This window comes from Streptomyces sp. NTH33 (assembly GCF_003236365.1).
In the GTDB taxonomy this organism is placed as follows: Bacteria; Actinomycetota; Actinomycetes; order Streptomycetales; family Streptomycetaceae; genus Streptomyces.
Genome location: NZ_POTZ01000834.1, coordinates 1 through 1,678, shown reverse-complemented (window position 1 = coordinate 1,678; position 1,678 = coordinate 1). Strand labels below are relative to the sequence as shown.

Genomic DNA, 1,678 nt, shown 5'->3' with positions numbered 1-1,678 from the left:
CCCCTACGGCGCCCCCGCCGCGCCCGGCCCCTACGGGCAGCCGCAGCAGCCGGGGCCGTACGGGCCGCAGCCCGGCTACGGCTACCCGCAGGCGCAGTTCCCGGGCGCGCCCGGCACCCCGCCGCCCGGCGGCGGCTCCCGCAGCCCGTTCAAGGGCAAGCCGGCCGTCGTCATCGGCGCCGCGGTGGCCGCCCTGCTCGTGGCCGGCGCCACCGTCTGGGCCGTCACCGGCAGCGGCGACGCGGAGAAGAAACCGGTCGCCGAGAAGAGCGGCGACTCCAAGCCCTCGGGGCCCGCCGTCTCCGGCGCCCCCGTCGACCCCGGCGACGGCAGCGGCGACGGCGACACGGACCCGGAGGACCTCAACGCGGGCCGCCAGGACGGCGAGGCCAAGGTGCTCTGGTACAAGGAGGCGCCCGCCGCGCCCGGTTCCGGCGCCGACGCCCCCGGCATGTGGATCACCGGCAAGGCGGCGGTGAAGGCGGCGTACAAGCAGGTCTTCGCCTACAACGTCGGCGACGGCGGGCCCACCTGGGAGCCGGTCTCCTTCCCGGAGAAGATCTGCGCGGTGACGCCGCAGAAGACCGCCGACGACAAGGTCGTCGTGGCCTACATGGACGGCAGCAGCGACCGCGCCAAGTGCAACCGGATCCAGCAGCTCGACCTGAACACCGGCAAGAAGGGCTGGAGCGCCGAGGTCCCCGAGGGCGGGCTGTTCGACATCTCGTCCGACGTCACGCTGAGCGTGACCGGCAAGACCCTGATGGTGGGCCGTTCGCAGTCGGGCGTGGCGTACGACATCGACAGCGGCAGGAAGCTCTACGACAAGCAGCGCTACGGCCAGGCCTGCTTCCCCGGCGCCTTCGCCGGCGGGGCCCGGCTGATCTCGGTCTCGTCCTGCGCCGCCGGCGCACCGAACGCGCACGACGAGGTGCAGGAGCTCGACCCCGCCACCGGCAAGGTCAGGTGGACCAAGCAGATTCCCAAGGGCTGGGAGGTCCAGCGCGTCTTCTCCGTCGATCCGGTGATCCTCTACTCGACGGACAAGGACCGGAAGCACTGGAACATCTCGACGCTGAACAGCGGTGGTTCCATCCGCTCCCAGGTCGACTCCAAGGCGGCCTTCGACCCCCGGTGCGGCATGTTGGTCTCCCTGATACGCACCATGCAGAGCTGCAAGGCGGTCGTGTCCGACGCCGACACCCTCTACCTGCCGACCAAGGCCGCCACCGGTCCCAACGAGATCGTCGCGATCAGCCTGGCCACCGGCAAGGAGAAGTGGCGCGTGAAGTCCCCGACGAACACCTCGATGATCCCGCTCAGGGTGGAGAACGGGCAGCTCATCGCGTACGCCGAGGCGTGGTACAACGCCGGTGGCCGGGTCGTGTCCGTGCCGACGGCGGGCTCGGACCACACCCCGGTGACGCTGCTGCAGAACCCGGAGGGCACCGCGCAGATCGAGGACGGCTTCTACTCCAGGGACGTCGACTGGGCCGACGGACGCTTCTACATCTCCACCACCCGGCTGAGCGGGAGGGACGACAGCAAGGAGAAGTTGATGCTCGCCTACGGCAAGTGAGCGCGGCCGGCCGCCCCGTGCGGCCGGCGCCCACGCGCCGTTCCGGCCACCCGCTTCCACGTCGTCCCGCCGCAGTCCCGTACCCCCGAGGTGTCCCCG

1 protein-coding gene is annotated in these 1,678 nt (G+C 71.6%); it reads left to right on the top strand.

The annotated features are described in order from the left end of the window. A partial coding sequence (locus tag C1I97_RS36780; RefSeq protein WP_111007223.1) for an outer membrane protein assembly factor BamB family protein occupies positions 1 to 1,579 on the top strand: 1,579 nt, incomplete at its 5' end. Positions 1,580 to 1,678: the final 99 nt, after the last annotated feature.